Source organism: Ochrobactrum sp. CGA5, from assembly GCF_006345815.1.
GTDB lineage: Bacteria > Pseudomonadota > Alphaproteobacteria > Rhizobiales > Rhizobiaceae > Brucella.
Genome location: NZ_VCIG01000038.1, coordinates 984,262 through 998,975, shown reverse-complemented (window position 1 = coordinate 998,975; position 14,714 = coordinate 984,262). Strand labels below are relative to the sequence as shown.

Here is a 14,714-nt window from a genome sequence, read left to right as displayed (position 1 = left end):
TGGGCCGTTAACGTAGTCGCGTCAACGAAGAGCGGAAGGCATGGCCGGTTTGCAACTGCAACTCGATCCGATGGTAGATGTGCTGAAGGCGGTGGCCGAGCCCAGCCGCTTGCGCATTTTGGCGCTTCTCTCGCGCGGCGATCTCACTGTCTCTGACCTCACGACGATCTTGGGGCAGTCCCAGCCCCGTGTCTCGCGTCATCTGAAGCTATTGGCGGAAGCCGATCTGATTGATCGCTATCAGGAAGGCGCGTGGGCCTATTTCCGTCTCGCTGACAATGCGATCAGCGGCGATCTTGCGCGCGGACTTCTGGCGCGTCTCGACAATGCCGATGCGCTGATTGAACGTGACATGGAACGGTTGTCGCAGGTCAAGGCCAGCCGTCAGGAAAAGGCGGCTGCCTATTTTAGCGCCAATGCCGGTAGCTGGGACCAGATACGCAAGCTGCATGTTTCAGAAAATGCCGTTGAAGTTGCGCTCAAGAAGATTATTGGCGAAAAGCCGTTTCAGGCTATGCTGGATGTTGGCACAGGTACTGGCCGGTTGCTGGAGCTTTTTGCCCCGCTTTACCTTCGTGGCGTCGGCATTGACATCAATCGCGACATGCTGGCTGTGGCGCGAGCCAATCTCGACCTTGCGGCCATCGGCAATGCACAGGTTCGCCAGGGCGATGTCTATGCGCTGCCTGTGGAACGTGAGAGCTTCGATCTGGTTACTATTCATCAGGTTCTTCACTTCCTTGATGATCCGCTCGCTGCCATTCGCGAAGCGGCGCGGGCTTTGCGCCCTAACGGACGATTGCTGATCGTCGATTTTGCGCCGCACAAACTCGAATTCCTACGTGAGGAACACGCGCATTTGCGACTTGGCTTCAGCGACGAGCAGATGCTGGGCTGGATGAGAGATGCCGGTCTTGAACCGGAAAAGACATTGGAACTGGAGCCCAAGGCGGCCAATGGAGAAGCGGGGCTGACAGTGAAACTGTGGCTCGCCCGCGATCCACGGCTCCTCATTGCCGATCCGGTTTCGCATGTTTCCCAAAAGTGGGAACCGGCTTTGGGATAATGACATGCGACAAAGACAGAAAATAAGCATGACGGAGACAGTTTGATGGGTTTTTACGGTCTTTCCCGCCGACCGGATGTTGGCCAGACCACCCGGGTATCGTTTGAATTCTTCCCACCCAAGTCGGAGGAAATGGAACAGCGTCTCTGGGATACGGTGACACGGCTCGCTCCGCTGCAACCGGAATTTGTTTCTGTGACCTACGGCGCCGGTGGTTCCACGCGCGAGCGCACGGTGCGCACAGTGGCCCGCATCCTTAAGGAAACCGAGGTCAAGCCAGCGGCGCATCTGACCTGCGTGGATGCGACACGTGAGGAAGTCGATCGTGTCGTGCGTGAATTTGCATCCCTCGGCGTCAACCGCTTCGTGGCACTGCGCGGCGATCCGGCAGCCGGCATCGGCGAGAAATATGTACCGACGCCGGGTGGTTATCAGAACGGCGCCGAATTGGTTTCCGGTCTGCGCGATATTGCGGATTTCGACATTTCAGTTTCCGCCTATCCAGAAAAGCATCCGGAAAGCCCGGATTTTGCGACCGATATCGATATGCTGAAGCGTAAGGTGGACAATGGTGCGACGCGCGCCATCACACAGTTCTTCTTCGAGAACGACCTTTACGAACGTTACGTTGAGCGCGTTCGTCGTGCCGGCATTTATATCCCGATCGTTCCTGGTGTCCTGCCGGTGCATAATTTCAAGCAGGTCAAGAATTTCTGCGCGCGGTCGGCGACGCATATTCCGAGCTGGCTGGCAGAGCGTTTTGAAGGGCTGGACAACGATCCGCAGACACATCAGCTTGTCGCGGCGGCTATTGCCGCCGAGCAGGTGATGGACCTGATCGAACGCGGTGTGCAGGATTTCCATTTTTACACGATGAACCGCGCTGACCTGCCATTTGCTATCTGTCACATGATCGGCATAAGACCGAAGTTGGAAACAGCTCTGGAAGTTGCCTGACATAAAGGAAAGCCCGGCGATTTCGCCGGGCTTTCTCGTTTTCTTGCGGGTCGGGCTGTCTTCAAAACCGAAGCCGCCGTAATGGCTTAGGCTATTTTCCCTAAGGAATGATGCCTGCTATCAACGCTGCAACAAATGCAAATGCCGCACAGATCATGAGGACATTCAAGGATCGCGTAAGTCCCATTGGTCTGTCTCCTTCATATGCGCCCGGCTGAGCGGACGCGCGCTGGTAGGAAGCTGGAATCTAAGCGCAAAACGCCTCGAACAAAAGAAGATTTCGTTCTGCAATCTGGCGTGATGGAAAAATAAACCTATCGTTTACCACCTAAACTATTGAAATATTTAACTAGAAAAGTTTGTTCACATTTCATGAAAAAGACACCGAACTGCCATGTTCGGTACTGTTTTCGCCGTAGTTACCACCGGCTTTTGGCGATGTTTTGTGCGCGTTTTAGCGAATTAGCGCCAAATATGCCGACAAGGTGAGGATAGATATCACTGTCGAGTAAAGGATGACGTTGGAGGTTATCGCCGCCTCGCGACGATAATGTTCGGCCAGCATGAAGGGGCCAGTGCCGGTTGGAAGTGCTGCAAGAAGGGCAGCGCTTTGTGCAAGCAGGGGAGGCAGTCCGAAAACATAGATCGCCAGCAGCCAGGTTGCGAGCGGCTGGACGACTAGTTTCACCGAAACGAGGAAGGCGATGGCATTGACGCTTTCACGTTCGATCTTGCGTGGCTGGGCGAGGAACAGGCCAAGCGCCACCAGTGCGCAAGGGGATGCGGCGCCACCGAGCATTTTGAGGAAGGTCTCCGCCGGGGTAGGGATGGCCAGTCCCATAAAGGAAACCACTGCGCCGAGCGCCGGAGCGACAAGCAGCGGATTGCGGATCAACGAGCGCATAACCTTCCAAATGAGACGGAGCGGTTTCTTCTCGGTCTGCAAGCCGATTTCAATCAGGACGATCGCGAATGCGAAAGTGACACAGACGGTGATGATGATCGAAATGGTGGTCGCGGCCAAAACGCCGGAGCCAAAGGCAATCATCGAAAGCGGAATACCCATATAGCCGGTGTTCGGATAGGCGGCGTTCAGGCCGTCGAGTGCCGTATCCGCAAGCGGCAGTTTTCCACGCAGCCGCACCAGAAACGGCAATGCGAAAGCAACGGCGCTCGAAAGCAGAAACACCATGATGAAGCCCGGCTGCCAGAGCTCACTGCCGTGAGTGTTGGCCATGATGTCAAAGAGAAGGGCAGGCAGCGCCAGATAGACGACGAAACGGTTCAGCTCCGCTATCGCGTGGGGTCCGAGTATTTTCAGCTTGAAGGCACCCCAGCCGGAAAAAATCAGCGCGAAAACAGGAAGGACGACGATCAGCGTTGCGAGCATGGGGCACGTTTCAGTTTGGAAAAGGAAAAGGCGCGGGTTCTGAAGTCCGCGCCTTATCGTAGATCAGAGCTTATCAAGAAGCTCCTGTGTCGGCCATGAATCGGCAGGCATTCCAAGGCGAATTTGTTCGGCGCGTACAGCATCGCGGGTGGCGACACCGAACACGCCATCGATCTTGCCCATTTCGTAGCCGCGGGCCTGAAGTTTGGTCTGGAGTTCTTTCAACTGCTCCTGCGTCAGACCTGGAACGGGGTTGCCAGGATCGAAGGCTGGCGCCCCCGCCAGACGGGTCGCGAAATAGGCGGCCGTCGTGGCGTAGACGATGGACTTGTTCCACTCCACGAATACGTCGAAGTTCGCGTAGGAAAGGAAAGCCGGCCCCTTGCGGCCAAGCGGCAGCAGAAGCGATGCATCTCCATCATCCGGGCCGAGCGGGCCGTTGAGACCCGTCACGCCCTGCTGTGCCCACCAGGAATGCGGCTTGCGGTTGGTGCGGATTGCTTCTTCCCAAGGCAGATCCTTGGTCAGGCGAACTTCCTCGAGCCAAGGCTCTCCACGTTTCCAGCCGAGTTCCGAAATCATGCGCCCTGCAGTCATCATGGCATCGGGAACGCTGTTTTTCAGATCGACCTTGCCATCGCCGTCGCCATCGACGCCGCGTTCAAGATAGTCCTTCGGCAGAAGCTGCATCATGCCGATTTCGCCAGCCCATGCGCCCGTCGTCGCTGCATCCACGACGCCCTGATCGAAAAGCTTGAGAAGGGCAATCAATTGCGGACGGAACAGTTCCGGGCGGCGGCAGTCATAGGAGAGAGTAACCAGAGCATTCAGCGTGTCGAAATCGCCCTGAATAGCGCCATAGTCGGTTTCAAGTCCCCAAAAGGCAGCAAGCACAGGCCCGGGAACGCCATAGGTATCCTCTACTTTCCTGAAAACATCAGCATACTTGACCAGATTATCACGGCCTTTTTTCAGGCGCGCTTCCGAGATGAGGCGCTTGGAAAATTCGGTGAAGGTCAGATTGAAGAAGCTTTGCTTTCTGTCGCGATCAAGCACCTTCTGTTCCAGCATGGCCTTGTGCAATTCGGCTATGCCTTTTTCACCAACGCCGGCTGCACGGGCTTCCTCGGTGAGATTGTCCATCCACTGGCCGAAGTCGATCTCGCATTCCGGCTTGGGACGATTAACAGCGTTTTCGGTTGGCGTCGCAGGAGACGGGGCAGCCTGAGCATGGGGCATCACTGTGGATGCAAGCAAGGCAGTTGCGATAACTGAAGCAAGAAACTTCATTGATAACTCACACGAATAGATTGGGAACAGGTGCTCCCTTTGGGGATTGTTTTAGCTATTGCCCCAACAAGCCCCGGAAATGAAGCAAAACTTGGTGTGAACTGTCAAACTGCGCCGTGTTAGCGGACCTTGTTGCTTTCCAGCCACTTTTTCCACGAGTTGGCATCGCCGGCGAAGACATTGATGTCGGCGTCACCCTTGATGCCGGGGATTGAGCCCGTGCCAGTATACTGCCAGAACGTCCATGGATGCGGGCCGTATTTCTCGTCTGGATGACCGGCAACGGAGCGCAACCAGAATGGATAGTCAGCCACCTGCCGCAAGTCATTGTCATCAAAGAAATCGACCGTCGTGTAAACGATAGGGCGCTTGCCGTAATGCTTTTCCAGCGCTTGCAGGAATATCCGCATTTCCTTGCGCACAACGGCTGCGTTGGGGCGCAGCTTGCAGGTCGGCGATTGAGGGTTCCACTCCATATCGAGAACGGGAGGCAGCGCGCCCGGATCACGCGGCACGTTCTGTATATACCAGCGCGCCTGTTCTATGGCCGGGCGGCAGAAATAGTAGAAGTGATAGGCGCTCCGTGCGATGCCTGCCTGATGGGCGCCGTTCCAATGTTCCTTAAAGCGATCATCGACGCGATCACCGCCTTCTGTCGCTTTGATGAAGGCAAAGGAAATACCGCTGGCGCGCACGGCGTGCCAGTCAATATCCGTCTGATATTTGGAAACGTCTGTGCCGTGGATCGGATAGTGCCAAGGTGTTTTGCCGGTCCATTCGTGCGGGTCGCGATCACCGAAGCGCGGCGCCTTCACCGGGCCGGAGGGCGGTGCGATCCGGGCTACCGAACCGCCTGATTTCTTTACGTCGGAAAAGTCGTAGTCGACCGTCGTGCAGGCGGAAAGAATGAAAGCGCCGAGGGCGAGAGTGCTGTAGCAGGCCAGACGGTTCATATAGTGCTTCCGTGTCGCGAATCAGTCCTCTAACGGTTACGCGATCCAGAGGCATACGTCACCAGTCTGGCGGGCAAGTTTAGCTCTAATCTGCGGGCGCGGGCGGGGTTGTTGAACGAATGACTGCGATCCAGGCAAAACCACGATAAAGAATACGCTTTTCAACGACCGCGCTGCGTTCCTGCGCAAGCTGGTCGCAAACCGCAAACAAATCGCTGCGCGGTGTGACGTGAAAGCACTCCAGCCATTTTAAAAGTGCTTTTCCGAACCAGCGCGGCAGGCGAGCCTGATCGCCGAAATCGACGATATGCAATTCTCCATCGGCGCTCAGGTGCCGGATGCTCTCACGAACGACCGACTGCCATTGCGGAATCATCGATACGGCATAGGAAATGAAGATGCGGTCGAAGCCGGTATGCCCGAACAGTCGTTCAGGGTCGAACTGAGCCGCATCCGCACGATCGAGTTGAACGCGACCTTGGACGCCTGCGCGCTCCGCCGACCGGCGGGCTGTGTTCAGCATTTCTGCTGAAATATCGATGCCAAAAAGTTTCGCATCGGGGTAGATTTCCGCGGCTTTCACCAGATTGCGACCGGTGCCGCAACCGATTTCCAGGACTGTAGCGCTTCTGGGCGCAGCCAGTCCTGCGATCATAGGATCGCGACCCAGCAGATAATATTTGCGGGTTGCGTCATAGAAGTGCCGCTGACGACGATAGACCCGATCCATGAGGCTGGCATGGTCGCCACCCTGAACGCTCCATGGGCTGCGCGGCATGTCAGGCGTCCTTCAGCGTATAAAGATGGAACCCGCCATAGATTGACGAGCGGTCGCGGTCGTGCAGGGTGCGGGATACATCTGCTTGATATTGCCAGCGGTCCAGAATCTGCGAAACTACTCGTCCCGGTAGCAGACTTGGTTCCGCAGCCGTGCGGAAGATGACGCGGGCATTCGGTGCAGCCGTACGGGTGATTTCGTTCCAGAGGGCGTTAAGCTGCTCGTCGTTCATCCAGTCCTGTGCGTCCAACAGAATGTAGCGGTCGACGGATGCTTCGGGCTTTGCAGAGAGAAAGTCGGTATAGCTCGCATTTTGTACTGTCATGCGATCAGCGCGCGATCGCACCGTTTCGAAATTGGAGCGCGAAAGATAGGGCGGGAGAGGCCCGGTCTCCTCATTGCCGCTATAGCCGCGCCCGAATGCCTGCCAGGCGAAGTAATTATCGGTGAGGGGGAAGCCGCAAGCAAGTTTCTCAAGACGGTTGCGCAAGACTATTGCCATGTCGCCATTTCCCGCAGTGGCAAGAGCATCATATTGCTGTGGCGGTATACCCAGTCCGAAAAGGGATGATTTGCGGGCCGTGGCCCAGCGCACCATGCGTTTTTCAAAGAGCGGCGCGAGCGCCGTATCGAAGAAACTGCGCTGCTCCTCCATTGTGCGCGCCTTTAATATGTCGCGCGGGTCGATGCCGTAAAGCCGCGCTACGTTATGCCCCATGCCAATGAAGACACCGAGCAAGCCGTGGCGATAGAGATCACGCCAGAAAATGGAAATACGTTGACGGCCGTTCCACTTGCGTTTCTCCCAATAGGCCCGACTTTCTTGATCCAGATGCGGGCGGATGAAGCGCTTGTAGGCGACAAGATTGGTCTTGTCGTCAGCCTTCCCATAAAAGCGGTAGAACGCATCGTAGTCAGGCAGATTCTTGACGGCAGCGAGTTTCAGTCGGTTGAATGCAACATGTGCCTGATTGAGGTCGACTGCCTCAACACGCGCCGGATCGGCGGTCAGGTAAGACATGGCATTGCATCCGCCGGACGCGATGGTGACGATGCGATGGCCTGGCTCAATCGCCAGAGCTGCCATATCCACTTCAGGATCTTCCCAAATCTGCGGATAGACCAGCCCTTTGAACAACCAGGCAAACAACCTTTCGGAAAAGCCTGCCCGCGAGAAGGCGCTATTCTGGGTCACGGCACGCTTGAGAATTGTCTTGGCTTGTTCTGGCATCAAAAGTTCCCCTAATGCACGATTCCCGGCTTCGATTTTGCAGAGTTAAACATCGTCCAATGACAAGGGCGTGACGAATTAATTACGGGGTTGAGAACCTGATGAACGCGGTTATCTGCCTGAATACTGCCGCTTTATTACGATCGGTAAGACTATTTGAGAGAACTTTTCCGCGCTGTTGCCGTTTTCTTATGCGACGGTTCCGGTCGACAGAATTTCTGTGTTGCTGAGTGACCGTAGGGTGATTGGCCGGTCAAACCGGCCACGCACGGAGAAAACGGAAAAGGTGTTTGGCGATATTGTAGCCTGACGCCGGAAACCAGGCCAACGAGCCTGATCTAGGAAGGAGAGCCAACGTGAAGAAGTTAATGATTGCTTCTATCGCTGCCGTATCGCTTCTGGGCCTTGCAGCTTGCAACGACAAGAAGGACGACGCGAGTAATGCACCGGCACCATCCGCGCCGGAAGCGCCTTCGACCAATGATACGATGACGACGCCAGCCCCGACAAATCCGGCACCATCAACGCCGGGTACGGGAACGGCACCTTCCAACTAGTGTTGTGAAGTCTTGGCGCTTGATGCGTTTGAAAGCAGTGGCGATCCGGTTGCGGGTCGCCATTCGTGCCAGCAGGATAAGGCCGTCGGCTTAGGGATAAAAATGGACCTTAAAGCAACCACGCCGGGAAAAGACGGGCATACTGCGTTTTCCGTGTTTCAACGCAGACTAGGTTCGGTTATGGCTTTTGTCATGAACCGCAATTTTCTGTTTTTCATTTCTGCGATCGTTTTGGTTGTGCTTGCTGCCTGTGGCAAGGGCGACGATGAAACCGCTGCCACGACCGATGGCGGCGAGCAGGGCGCTGCCACGATATCGCAGCCCGCCACGCCGACAGCAAATGCAGGCGCGGAAAAAGGTCCCGATCTGGTTAAATCGCTCCGCGACAGTTCCGGCGTAGTAAGCCCGGAAGAAAAGGCCGCATCCATCGAACGGGCGCGCGCCAATGCAGTTTCTGCGGCAAAATCTGTCGGTCAGACAGAACAGCAGGCGCAGGAAGCAGGAGAGGCCGCCGCGGCTGTCGCAAAGCGCTCCTTCGATGAACGCGAGCCCCAGCACTAAGCTGATGTTGCGGAACGCGGCAATAAATTAAGCCAATCTCTTCTCATTCTTTCTAAATGTTTGTTTTTTCGTCTTTCGCTTGTGTGGGCAGTTTTCAGTCCATCCAGAATTCTATAGAAAAGTTCCATGTCGATTTGGGTTCGCATTGGTGAGTTTGTCACGTCTGTGACGTCGAACGCCATTACTGGCGTTATTGAAGCCGTGCGCACCGTTTTTGAAGGCGATGCCGACACGCGCCGTCGGGTAGCTTTTTCCATCGCGATGATTGCGCTCTCCGCCAAGATGGCGAAGGCCGACGGAGTTGTCACACAGGACGAAATTCGCGCCTTTCAGGACATATTTGCGATACCAAAGGAAGAGACTGCGCATGTCGCACGGCTCTACGATCTCGCCAAGCAGGATGTCGCTGGCTATGAATCCTATGCGCGCCAGCTTGCCGGATTATGCAGCGAAGGACAGCCCGATTGTCATTTGCTGGAAGACATTCTCGATGGCCTTTTTCATATTGCTACAGCCGATGGTTATGTGCACGAAAAGGAAATGGCCTTTCTTGCGGGCGTTGCGGATATTTTCGGCTTTGACGAAGTTGCTTTCGATCGTATCGCGATCCGGCATGTCCAGCGCGGCGCTAACGATCCCTATGCCATTCTGGGGCTGGAACGTGGCGTTTCTTTCGAGTTGGCCCGCAAGCGCTATCGCGCGCTGGTCAAGGAGCACCATCCCGACCGGCTGGTGGCAGAGGGCTTGCCGCTCGAATTCATAACCATTGCCAACAGGCGTCTTGCAGCGATAAACGCTGCCTGGGCGAGTATTGAGAAAAATCTGGAGGCAGCATGAGCAGCGTGCGCGAAATCGAGAGCGAACTGCTTCAGGAACTGGCGCTTGAGCGGCCCGATTTTGCTGGTGCAACGCTTGATGCCTCACCGAATCTCGGTCCGCGTCGCGACGGCAAGGTGCCCACTTTCCTCATACTGCATTATACAGGTCTGGCGACTGCCGAAGAGGCCGTGCAGATTCTGAAATCGCCTGACATGGAAGTTTCGGCCCATTATCTTGTCCATGAAGACGGACGTATTGTGCAGATGGTTTCGGAAAAAGCGCGCGCCTGGCATGCGGGCAAGAGCTATTGGAAGGGCGAAACGGACATCAATTCCGCTTCCATCGGCATCGAGATCGTCAATCCCGGCAATCTCGATGACTATCCGCCCTTCAAAGATGCGCAGATTGATGCGGTCATCCGCCTCTGCCGCGATATATGCGAGCGTCATGCCATCAAGCCGGAAAATGTCCTGGCCCACTCCGATATCGCGCCTTCACGCAAGACCGATCCCGGCCATAACTTTCCCTGGAAACGGCTTCATGGTGCAGGCATCGGCCATTATGTCGAACCGACACCGATCCGCGGTGGGCGTTTTCTGGCCCGTGGCGAAAGCGGCCAGCCGGTCGAAGCATTGCAGTCCATGTTGGCACTTTATGGCTATGAGATCGCCATAACAGGTGTCTTCGATGAAGGCACAGAGACCGTGATTAAGGCCTTTCAGCGTCATTTTCGGACACAGAATGTGGACGGTGTGGCCGATGTATCTACTATAGATACCCTCTACAGGCTAATTTTTTCCCTGCAAAATGTTACCACCTAACGAGTGCAGCCGACCAATTTCTCTATCCGGCGTTGATTCGTATTTCTCTAATTATTTCATAAAAATAGATCGATCCAGCCTTGTTGCAGAAGGCTTGTGGCGGCGTTTTACGTGGGATTGGCCTGACTCAGGAATCTTACAACCTGTAAGACTATTTTACTTTTACAACCAATCTTCGGCTGCATTTTCCCGGCACTTCCTCGCTCAATCCCAGCGGACAAGGGCCTAACAACCCATATCGAGCGGGATAAAAAAAACAGGATCGTCTCCCCCAAGATGGGCGATCTGACAAAAGAAACGTTCCAAGACGGTAGGTTATGAAAATTAAATTTGTTGTTGTTTGCGCCCTTGTTGGCGCCATGAGTTCGTTTGGCCTGAGTCCAGCGCTGAGTGCCCCTTCAACCGAACCGACCAATCTCGTTGCTCTCTTCAAAGCGCGCCAGCAGAGCAACTCTGCCGAGGCGGAAAAGCCAACCAAAGCGCCTAAAAAGGCATCGGCCGTTAGCGGCCGTGCGGCTCCGGCTACCCAGGGTTCCACTGCCAAGCGTTCGCAGTCAAAAGGCACGACGGCTCGCAACGCCAAAGGCGGCAGCGCCTATTCCGGCCTTATCAATCGTTACGCATCGACCTATGGCGTGCCTTCCGCACTCGCGCATGCAGTTGTGCGTCACGAAAGCAATTTTCAGCCGAATGTGCGCGGCAAGGCCGGAGAGATAGGTCTGATGCAGATCAAGCTCTCGACCGCTCGTGGCCTCGGCTATACGGGTTCCGCCAAAGGTCTTTACGAGCCCTCCACGAACATTCAGTTCGGCATGAAGTATCTGGCGCAGGCGCAGAAGCTTGGCGGTGGTAGCACCTGCGGCACGATCCTGAAATACAATGCCGGCCATGGCGCAACGCGCATGAACCCGATCTCTGCAAAGTACTGCAGCTCGGTCAAAGCTTATATGCGCGCACTCTAATGCGATGCAGATTTACGTCGGGGGTCGCGTAGAGTACAGGCCGCCTGATGTGAACGAAGAGCCGACGGTGGAGACACCGTCGGCTCTTCTGTTTCCGCCGGGTTCAGATTTTTTCTGGAATCTGGTTTCGCTGTTGCATTATCGTTGCTATATGCGCGCTGTCAGTCGGTCGGGCAGCCGCGCCTGTCATATGCCGAAAGGCGGCAGGTGAGGAAAGTCCGGGCTCCATGGAAACACGATGCCGGGTAACGCCCGGCGGGGGTGACCCCAGGGAAAGTGCCACAGAAAGCAGACCGCCCCGTCTTCCGTTCCGTTGCGTCATGAAACGGCAGGGATGACGGGGTAAGGGTGAAAGGGTGGGGTAAGAGCCCACCGCGTCTGCAGCAATGCAGACGGCACGGTAAACCCCATCGGGAGCAAAACCGAATAGGGACGGCGCGCTGGCTCGCAAGGGCCGGCAATCGGTTTCCGGATCAGCCGTCCGGGTGGGTTGCACGAGGCGGGTGGCGACATCCGTCCCAGATGAATGGCTGCCACGTCGGGCAAAAGCCCGGCCATACAGAACCCGGCTTACAGACCGACTGACAATTCTCTTTAAAGCGGTTCCCATTCCATACGAAACATTGGGACCGCTCTAACTATCTGCTTTGTCGTATTATCCTACGCAACCTTTTCATATTCATGCTGGAAGTGCTCTTAAAACCGGCTTTGGTGTTTGAACGCAAGAAACGGATGGTTGCGTTAAGGCAGGATCATTAATTGGGACCTCCACGAAATCATGGAGGTTCACTATGCCAAGTTTAAAAGACAAGGTTGCAATCATCACCGGCGCATCGTCCGGAATAGGGCGTGCGACGGCATTGCTCTTTGCCAAAGAGGGTGCGGCCATCGTGCTGAATGCTCGCGGGCTTGCCGGTCTCGAAACTGTTGCGGAGGAGATCGCGGCATTTGGCGGGAAGGCGCATTGTGTTGCCGGGGATGTGTCGGACGCCCGAACCCATGCGTCACTTGCTGCGGCAGCAAAGAATAAATTCGGCGGCCTCGATATCGCAGTCAACAATGCCGGAACAGTTGGCCCCATCGCGCCGCTTGCTGACATCGCGGCCGATGATTGGGAAGGGGTGCTGGCAGGTAATCTGACCTCGGCGTTTCTGGGAGCGCAATCGCAAATCCCGCTGATGCTCGAGAGAGGCGGCGGCTCGATTGTTTTTACGTCGACATTTGTCGGCACGAGTGTCGGCATTCCGGGCATGTCGGTTTACGGAACCTCGAAGGCAGCTCTCATGGGGATGGTGAAGGGAATAACTGCCGATTATGGTGCCCGCGGCATCCGGGCAAATGCGCTTTTGCCGGGTGGTGTCGATACGCCGCTGGCTGGCGATGAAAAGCAGAAAGAGTGGGCCGCAGGCCTGCACGCTATGAAGCGGATTGCCCAGCCTGAGGAAATTGCACAGGCTGCGTTGTTTCTGGCGGGCCCGATGTCGAGTTTCGTCGCTGGTTCTGCACTTTATGCCGACGGTGGCAATGCGGCGGTGAAGTAAGAAACAGGGCGGCTCCGAGATTGGGAGCCGCCCATTCGAAAAGCCACGAGAGGGCTTAGATAGGAACGCCCGCTACAAAATCATAGATCAGCTTCATGTTCAGCACGACGATGATTGCAGCGGTGATAGCTGCAAGCAGCGTCACCCAGCGTGGTGCGACGAGCGATCCCATTTTCTTTTTCTCGGCCGTGAAAATGACGAGCGGAACGATTGCAAAGGGTAGCTGAAGGCTCAACACGACCTGAGACAGGATCAGAAGCTCGGTCGTTCCCTGCGAGCCGTACATGATCGTTACGACTGCAGCCGGAACAATGGCCACGAAGCGGGTGATCGCACGGCGCAGCCACGGCTTAAGGCGGATATCAATGAAACCTTCCATGACAATCTGTCCAGCCATGGTCGCGGTAATGGTTGAGTTCAGGCCACAGCACAAAAGCGCAATTGCGAAAAGGGTTGGCGCTAGAGCCGATCCCAACAGCGGGTTCAGAAGAGCGTGAGCCTTGTCAAGATCTTCGACCGCAGTGTTGCCGGTAGCGTTGAAGCTCGCAGCAGCCAGGATCAGGATCGAAGCATTAACCAGCAGCGCGAAAGTTAGGGCAATCGTGGAGTCCCATGTTGCGAAGCGAATGGCCTCGCGTTTTTCTGCAGTCGTGTGGCCGTAATCGCGCGTCTGGATGATACCGGAATGCAGATAGAGATTATGCGGCATGACCGTGGCGCCAATGATGCCAAGCGCAATATAGAGCATGTCGGGATTGCGGATGATGTCGGTCGTCGGTGCAAATCCCTTGATGACTGCCCCCCATTGCGGCTGCGCCATCAGAATCTGAATGAGGAAGCAGAGCGCAATCACCCCCAATAGCGTGATGATGAGCGCCTCGACACGGCGGAACCCCTTGTTTTGGAGATACAAAACCAGAAGCACATCGGCGGCAGTGATGATGACACCGATTTCCAGCGGAATGCCGAAAAGCAGGTTGAGGCCGATCGCCGTGCCAATGACTTCTGCCAGATCTGTTGCGCAAATCGCAAGTTCAGCCAGAAGCCAGAGCGGCCAGGCAAGAAAACGCGGATAGGCATCGCGACACGCCTGTGCCAGATCGCGCCCTGTGGCGACTGCAAGACGTGCGCACAGTGCCTGCAGAAGTATGGCCATCAGATTGGACACTAGAACAACAGATAGCAGCGTGTAGCCAAAACGCGACCCGCCAGCAAGCGAGGTGGCCCAATTGCCGGGGTCCATATAGCCAACGGCTACCAGATAGCCGGGTCCGAAAAACGAAAGTGCGCGGCGGAATTTGGAACCGGAACGATTGACTCTGATAGAGCGATGGACATCAGACATCGATGCTTCGCCACGATCACGTCGCCAGCCTTCAAATGTCACTTCACCAGCGCCGGAGGGGCCTGCTCCATGGGGTGCCATATTCAATGCCTTGGGTATTGATGCAGTTGCAAACTATTTGCATTAATTATGCCAAGGATGGCAAGGCGTCAACAGCAGGCGGGGCGTGGAAAATCATAAGCTTGTGATGCATGGAGCATTTCCAGCAAAAATGAGGATCGCTTAAGCGGGGAAATCCGGCCACCGGATTGATGTCTTATCCCGTGTCTTCAACTGGGCGGGGTTCAGCATGTTGAGAGAAGTCAGGTGCTATTTTCCGAACGGGTCGGCGCAAACCTTGTTCAAAAAAACTCTGTTGAAAATTCTGATGCTAGCAGAGTTCGGTAGCAGTGCCGAGCTAAAGGATAACGCTTCATTAAGCTTAATATCCGATAACTGACGAA

The 14,714-nt window shown here is 55.6% G+C and carries 14 protein-coding genes and 1 other RNA gene; 9 read left to right on the top strand and 6 right to left on the bottom strand.

Annotated elements, in window-relative coordinates:
• The first annotated feature begins 40 nt into the window (after positions 1–40).
• Both FJQ48_RS17930 and metF read left to right on the top strand, forming a co-directional pair.
• The gene (locus tag FJQ48_RS17930) at positions 41–1,066 is read left to right on the top strand and encodes a metalloregulator ArsR/SmtB family transcription factor (protein WP_139976266.1); all 1,026 of its coding nucleotides are present in this window, start codon (positions 41–43) and stop codon (positions 1,064–1,066) included.
• Between the two features lie 45 nt (positions 1,067–1,111).
• Positions 1,112–2,023: a methylenetetrahydrofolate reductase [NAD(P)H] gene (metF, locus tag FJQ48_RS17925; protein WP_139976265.1), complete on the top strand. Its 912-nt coding sequence runs from the start codon at positions 1,112–1,114 to the stop codon at positions 2,021–2,023.
• A 454-nt stretch (positions 2,024–2,477) separates the two neighbouring features.
• Here the strand turns inward: metF and FJQ48_RS17920 are convergent, their stop codons facing one another.
• From FJQ48_RS17920 to FJQ48_RS17900, 5 genes are all read right to left on the bottom strand, one after another.
• Positions 2,478–3,413: an AEC family transporter gene (locus tag FJQ48_RS17920; RefSeq protein ID WP_139976264.1), complete on the bottom strand. Its 936-nt coding sequence runs from the start codon at positions 3,411–3,413 to the stop codon at positions 2,478–2,480.
• Between the two features lie 63 nt (positions 3,414–3,476).
• A complete protein-coding gene (locus tag FJQ48_RS17915; RefSeq protein ID WP_139976263.1) occupies positions 3,477–4,703 on the bottom strand; it encodes a lytic murein transglycosylase in 1,227 nt (408 codons plus the stop codon).
• A gap of 119 nt (positions 4,704–4,822) precedes the next feature.
• Positions 4,823–5,656: a GH25 family lysozyme gene (locus tag FJQ48_RS17910; RefSeq protein WP_139976262.1), complete on the bottom strand. Its 834-nt coding sequence runs from the start codon at positions 5,654–5,656 to the stop codon at positions 4,823–4,825.
• Positions 5,657–5,741: 85 nt separating this feature from the next.
• Positions 5,742–6,434, bottom strand: a complete 693-nt coding sequence (locus FJQ48_RS17905) for a class I SAM-dependent methyltransferase (protein WP_139976261.1) — start codon at positions 6,432–6,434, stop codon at positions 5,742–5,744.
• A gap of 1 nt (position 6,435) precedes the next feature.
• Positions 6,436–7,665, bottom strand: a complete 1,230-nt coding sequence (locus FJQ48_RS17900; RefSeq protein ID WP_139976260.1) for a DUF3419 family protein — start codon at positions 7,663–7,665, stop codon at positions 6,436–6,438.
• A 356-nt stretch (positions 7,666–8,021) separates the two neighbouring features.
• Here FJQ48_RS17900 and FJQ48_RS17895 point away from each other — a divergent pair, with 356 nt between their 5' ends.
• From FJQ48_RS17895 to FJQ48_RS17865, 7 genes are all read left to right on the top strand, one after another.
• Entirely contained in the window at positions 8,022–8,222 is a 201-nt protein-coding gene (locus FJQ48_RS17895; protein WP_139976259.1) for a hypothetical protein, read from the top strand.
• A gap of 102 nt (positions 8,223–8,324) precedes the next feature.
• The gene (locus FJQ48_RS17890; protein WP_247870406.1) at positions 8,325–8,783 is read left to right on the top strand and encodes a hypothetical protein; all 459 of its coding nucleotides are present in this window, start codon (positions 8,325–8,327) and stop codon (positions 8,781–8,783) included.
• A gap of 126 nt (positions 8,784–8,909) precedes the next feature.
• Positions 8,910–9,620, top strand: coding sequence for a DnaJ family molecular chaperone (locus FJQ48_RS17885; RefSeq protein WP_139976257.1), 711 nt, complete (start codon positions 8,910–8,912; stop codon positions 9,618–9,620).
• A complete protein-coding gene (locus FJQ48_RS17880) occupies positions 9,617–10,423 on the top strand; it encodes an N-acetylmuramoyl-L-alanine amidase (protein ID WP_139976256.1) in 807 nt (268 codons plus the stop codon). Before FJQ48_RS17885 ends, FJQ48_RS17880 begins: the two co-directional genes overlap by 4 nt.
• A 317-nt stretch (positions 10,424–10,740) precedes the next feature.
• Positions 10,741–11,385 carry a transglycosylase SLT domain-containing protein gene (locus tag FJQ48_RS17875; RefSeq protein ID WP_139976255.1) on the top strand — a complete coding sequence of 215 codons (645 nt, stop codon included), beginning with the start codon at positions 10,741–10,743 and terminating at the stop codon, positions 11,383–11,385.
• Between the two features lie 161 nt (positions 11,386–11,546).
• Positions 11,547–11,974: RNase P RNA component class A (rnpB, locus tag FJQ48_RS17870), an RNA gene on the top strand.
• Between the two features lie 202 nt (positions 11,975–12,176).
• Positions 12,177–12,926 (top strand): SDR family oxidoreductase, encoded by a 750-nt coding sequence (locus FJQ48_RS17865; protein WP_139976254.1) that lies wholly within the window; start codon positions 12,177–12,179, stop codon positions 12,924–12,926.
• 55 nt (positions 12,927–12,981) lie between these two features.
• On the opposite strand, the gene FJQ48_RS17860 is transcribed toward FJQ48_RS17865, so the two are convergent.
• On the bottom strand, positions 12,982–14,352 hold the full coding sequence (locus FJQ48_RS17860; RefSeq protein ID WP_139976253.1) for an Nramp family divalent metal transporter: 1,371 nt from the start codon (positions 14,350–14,352) through the stop codon (positions 12,982–12,984).
• Positions 14,353–14,714: the final 362 nt, after the last annotated feature.